Below are 5,228 nucleotides of genomic sequence, written 5' to 3'. Positions count from 1 at the left end.
CTGCGATCCCACAACTTCCTAGCACAGGGCCCGACGGGCTCGCAATCATCGCATAGCTGACCGATGGGTCCTCCCGAACCACCCTTGCGCAGCCTTGCGCGACCCGACCCGTTCGGGTAACCGCGATTCCCGCCTTCCGGGTGTTTGACCCGCGCCGGAAGTCATGCATACTGGCCACGACGTCATGCCGGAATTACGGGGGTATCGGGGTGCGGCCGGCCCAGGCGGAAGAAATACGCAGGTGTTTCGCGAACTGCTCGAAGGGCGAGGCCAAAAAGCTCAGCCTGCCACCGGGGTTCGAGTCGACCGACTGGGCGAGCACGGATTTCCTGGGGTGGACCGATCCGCGCGCGGTCAACAACGCCTACCTCGTGCTGCCGCGCGGCGACGACCTGGTGGGGATCGCGCTGCGGGCCAACCAGGCGCGCGCGGGCGCGCTGCGCAGGTCGGTGTGCGCGTTCTGCGTGACCACGCACGCCATGTCGGACGTGGTGCTCTTCGCGGCCCCGAAGGCGGGCGCCAGCGGGCGCAACGGCAACACCGTCGGCACCTACGCGTGCGCCGAGCTGGGCTGCTCGTCCTACGTGCGGGGCAAGGCCCGCCCCGCGGTGCCGCAACCGGGCGAGAGCGCGACGCTGGAGGAGCGGCTCGCGCGGATGCTCGGCAACATCGGCCTGTTCGTCGACAGGGTGCTGGAGGCGTAGACCGCCCCGCAGGGCACCACCGGGACCCCCGCTGGAGGGCGTGTGGCGCACGAGGCTGTCCGGACCACCGAGCGAATCGCGCCGCTGCCCCCGGCCGCACTGGGCATCTGGTTCACCGAGCAATTCAACGGGCCGTCCGCCGTTTATCACATCTCGTTCACGCACCGCCTGCGCGGACCGCTCGACCCCGATCTCCTGGACCGCGCGCTCACCGCACTGGTCCACCGGCATGAACCTTTGCGCTCGCGGATCGACCTGATTGACGAGGAACCGCGACAGCGCGTGCTGACCCCCGCGCCTTTCTACGCCGAACGGGTCGAGGCAAAAAGCACGGGCGAACTACCCGCCGAGGTGGAGCGGCACATCGCGGAACACCGGTCACGACCATTCAGGTTGGCCGAGGGCGATCCGTTCCGGGTGCTGCTGGTCCGCTTGGGCCCGGAGGACCACGTCCTGTCCGCCGTGCTCCACCACATCTGCGCGGACGGGTTGTCGCTGCCGGTGCTGTGCGCCGACCTCGCGGCGTTCTACGGCGGGCAGGAACCGCCGCCGCTGCGCGCGGGGTACAGCGACGTCGTGGAGCGCAGGCTGACCCGGCCGCCGGACGCCGAGGCCCTGCTGCGGTGGCGGCGGAGGCTGGCGGGCGCGCCGCCGCTGGAGCTGCCGACCGACCGGCCGCGCCCGCGCGTGCGGGGGACCGCGGGCGGGCACGTGCCGCTGCGGGTGGAGCCGGGGCTGGTGGAGCTGGCGCGGGAGTGCGCGCGGCGGCACGGGGCGAGCCTGTTCATGGTGCTGCTGGCGGTGTTCCTCACCGCCCTGCGCGGGTGGGGCGGGCAGGAGGACCTGTCGGTGGGGGTGCCGCTGTCCGGGCGGGAGGGCCCCGAGGAGGAGGCCATGGTGGGGCTGTTCACCAACACGGTGGTGATGCGGGTGGACCTGTCCGGCGCGCCGTCGTTCCCGGAGCTGCTGCGCAGGGTGCGGTCGGTGGCGTTCGACGCCTACGACGACGGCGACGTGCCGTTCTCGCACGTGGTGGAGGCGGTGTCCCCGCCCCGCGACCCGTCGCGGACCCCGCTGTTCCAGGCGGTGTTCACCGTGCAGGACTTCGCGGAGGACGAGCTGCGGCTGCCCGGTGTGACGGCCGAGCCGCTGCCCTCCCCCGGCGGCACGAGCGAGTTCGACGTGGAGCTGGAGCTGGCGCTGGACGGGGCGGGGCTGGTCGGTTTCGTCCAGTACGCCGCGGACCTGTTCGACCCGGCCACCGCCGCCGCCTTCGCCGCCGACTACCTGGGGTCGCTGCGCCGCGCCGTGGAGGAGTCCCGGTGAGCGCGGGCCCGGTGAGCGGAGTTCCGGGGGGCGTCCCGGCCGCGCTGGCGCGGATCGCCGAGGCCACCCCCGACGCGCCCGCCCTGCTCGACCGGGACCGCGCGCTGAGCTTCCGCGAGCTGCTGTCCGAGCTGGACCGGGTGGCGGGCGGGCTGGCGGTCGGCAGGGGCGCGCTGGTGGCGGTGCTCGCCGAGCGGCACTGGACGACCGTGGCGGGCGCGCTGGGCGTGCTGCGCGCGGGCGGCGCGTACCTGCCGCTGTCGCCGGGGGACCCGCCGGAGCGGCTGCGCGAGGCCGTGGCGGAGGCCGGGGCGGTCGCCGTGCTGGGGCGCGGCGCGGCGCGGGTGGACCTGGGCGCGCCGTTCCTGGCGTACGAGGAGCTGCGCGGGACGGCGCGCGCCACCACCGGCCCGGAGGACCTGGCGTACCTGCTGCGCACGTCCGGCTCCACCGGCAGGCCGAAGGGCGTGCTGGTGCCGCACCGCGCGGTGCTGGCGGCGGGCACGGCGCTGAGCGCCCGGTACGGGATCACCCCCGCGGACCGGGTGCTGAACCTGACCCCGCTGATCTGGGACACCGCGGGCGAGGAGATCTACGCGACGCTGTTCGGCGGCGCCGCGGTGGTGACCGACTCCAGGACCGAGCGGGCCTCGGCGCGGACCCTGCTGGACGTGGTGGCCGAGCGCGGGGTGACGGTGGTCAACCTGGCCACGGCGCTGTGGGCGGAGCTGGCCGACCACGTGCTGACGACGGGCGAGCGGCTGCCCGCGTCGCTGCGGCTGGTGGTGATCGGCGGCGAGGAGGCGCGGGCGCGCACGGTGCGCCGGTGGTGCGAGCACGTGGACGCGGAGCTGGTCAACGCCTACGGCCAGACCGAGACGGTGATGGTCACGCACGCGGCGGACCTGGGCGGCGCCGTCGGGCGGGCGCTGGCGGACGACGACGTGGTGCCGATCGGCCGGGCCCTGCCGCACATCAGGGAGGTCCTGGTCCCGGCGGGCGAGGGCGTCTTCGAGCTCCGGGTGGGCGGGCCGTCGGTGGCGTGGGGCTACCGGGGCGCCCCGGCGCTGACGGCGGACCGCTTCCCCCCGTGCGACGGGGACCGCCTCTACCGGACCGGCGACCTGGTGCGGGTGGGCGCGGCGGGCCTGGAGTTCGTGGGCAGGGCGGACCGGCAGGTGAAGGTGCGCGGGGTGCGCGTGGAGCCCGCGGAGGTCGAGCGGGCGGTGGTGTCGTGCGCGGGCGTGGCGGCGGCGGCGGTGTTCGCGGTGGGCGGGGAGCACCGGTCGCTGGTGGCCGTGTACGTCCCGTCGGCGCGGGACGCGGCGACCCCGGAGGGGCTGCGCGAGGCGCTGCGGGCCAAGCTCCCGGAGAGCCTGCGCCCGCACCACGTCCACGCCCGCGCCGAACTGCCGCTGACCGCGACGGGCAAGGTGGACGTCGGGGCGCTGCGGGAGCTGTACAGCGGGCCGGAGGCGGGAGCGGGGCCGGGATCGGAGTTGGTCGCGGAGGCGGGCGCGGGGTCGGGGTCGGGCGCGGGCTCGGGGTCGGGCGCGGGACCGGGCGCGGAGCCGGAGCCGGGGGGCGCGTCGCTGCTGGAGGTGGTGACGTCGGTGTACCGCGAGGTGCTGGCCGCGGACGCCACCGGGGACTCGTCCTACTTCGACCTGGGCGGCGACAGCCTGCTGGCGATCCGCCTGATCTCCCGCCTGACGGCCAGGACCACCACCCGCCTGACGGTGCGGGAGGTCTTCGAGCACCCCACCCCCCGCGCGCTGGCCGCGCACCTGGGGCGCGCGGTGTGATCGCCGCCGTGGCGGGTTCGTCCCGCTCCGGGTCCTGCCCGCACCAGGGCGGAACCCGGCGTCGTCCCCGCTCCCCGGCCGACCGGTCGCGGTCACCGCTCCCCGGCCGAGATCGCCGATCCCCGGTCGTCCGTTCGAGATCTCCGGTCCCGCGCGCGTCGCGTTTGCCAATTCGCCGGGGATCTGTTCTCGACAACGGCAAAACCCCTGGGAGAACAGGGTTTCCCGGCGTTTTCAAGCCGGTGAGACAACCCTCTCCCTCCTGCGGATCGATGCCCGTTCTCCCGCCCGTGACCCCCTAGCATTCCGCTTCGCCGAGAACCGGACGGCCCGGTCCGGGAGGCACAGCGATGCGAGGTCACCAGCATGAGCCGGACCCCCGACAGCCGCCGCTCCGCGATCGCCGAGGAGCAGGCGTTCCTGGACACCGCCACCGCGCTGCGCGACCGGGTGCTCGCGCGGCTGGCGGACGGGATGGCGGACGCCGAGCTGGACGGGGACCGGGCGCTGCACCGGGTGCTGCGCAGGCAGCACGACGAGCTGCTGCTCGCGTCCGACCGGCTCGTCTTCGGCAGGCTCGACGGGCTCGACGGCTCGGTGTGGCGCGTGGGGCGGGTCGGGGTGCGGGAGGAGGACGTGCGCGCCGAACCGCTGGTGCTGGACTGGCGCGCCCCCGCCGCCCGGCCGTTCTACACCGCGACGCCGGTGGACCCGCAGGGCCAGGCGCGGCGCCGCCACATCCGCACCGACGGCGCGGTGGTGGTCGGCGTGGAGGACGAGCCGCTCGACGGGTCCTCCGCCTCCGACCTGGTCGGCGAGGGCGCGCTGCTCGCGGCGCTGGGCGAGCGGCGCACCGGGCGGATGTCGACGGCGGTGTCGACGTTGCAGCGCGAGCAGGACGAGGTGGTGCGCGCCGAGGCGTCCGGGCCGCTGATCGTGCAGGGCGGCCCCGGCACCGGCAAGACCGTGGTGGCCCTGCACCGGGTGGCGTACCTGCTGTTCACGCACCAGCGGGTGGCCGACCGGGCGGTGCTGGTGCTCGGCCCGTCGCCGCGCTTCCTGGACTACATCGCGCAGGTGCTGCCCGCGCTCGGCGAGACCGCCGTGGTGTCGGCGACCTGCGACACCCTGGTGCCCGGCGCCGAGGTGACCCGCGCCGAGGACCGGGTGGTGTCCGAGATCAAGGGGCGCGCGGCGTGGCAGCCGGCCCTGGAGGAGCACGTGGCGGCGCTGCGGCCCCGGCCGCGCGACCTGGAGCTGCGCTGGGAGGGCGAGCGGCACGTGGTGGGCCGGGCGGTGGTCGCGCAGCTGCTCGCCTCGGTGCGGGCCCGGCCGCACCACCCGGCCAGGAGCGCGTTCGCCGAGCAGCTGCACCAGGTGCTGGCCGAGCAGG

At 75.4% G+C, this 5,228-nt stretch carries 4 protein-coding genes; all 4 read left to right on the top strand.

Features of this window, described 5'->3' with window-relative positions; all coding sequences use genetic code 11:
• Positions 1-209 precede the first annotated feature (209 nt).
• On the top strand, positions 210-704 hold the full coding sequence (locus ACTUAL_RS13345; RefSeq protein ID WP_096495533.1) for an FBP domain-containing protein: 495 nt from the start codon (positions 210-212) through the stop codon (positions 702-704).
• A gap of 42 nt (positions 705-746) precedes the next feature.
• Positions 747-2,030 (top strand): condensation domain-containing protein, encoded by a 1,284-nt coding sequence (locus tag ACTUAL_RS13340; protein ID WP_440900459.1) that lies wholly within the window; start codon positions 747-749, stop codon positions 2,028-2,030.
• Entirely contained in the window at positions 2,027-3,835 is a 1,809-nt protein-coding gene (locus ACTUAL_RS13335) for a non-ribosomal peptide synthetase (RefSeq protein WP_440900458.1), read from the top strand. Before ACTUAL_RS13340 ends, ACTUAL_RS13335 begins: the two co-directional genes overlap by 4 nt.
• 366 nt (positions 3,836-4,201) lie before the next feature.
• The coding region (locus tag ACTUAL_RS13330; protein ID WP_440900457.1) for a UvrD-helicase domain-containing protein at positions 4,202-5,228 on the top strand (1,027 nt) is incomplete at its 3' end.

The organism is Actinosynnema sp. (genome assembly GCF_052038725.1).
This window is presented reverse-complemented; position numbering and strand designations above follow the sequence as displayed.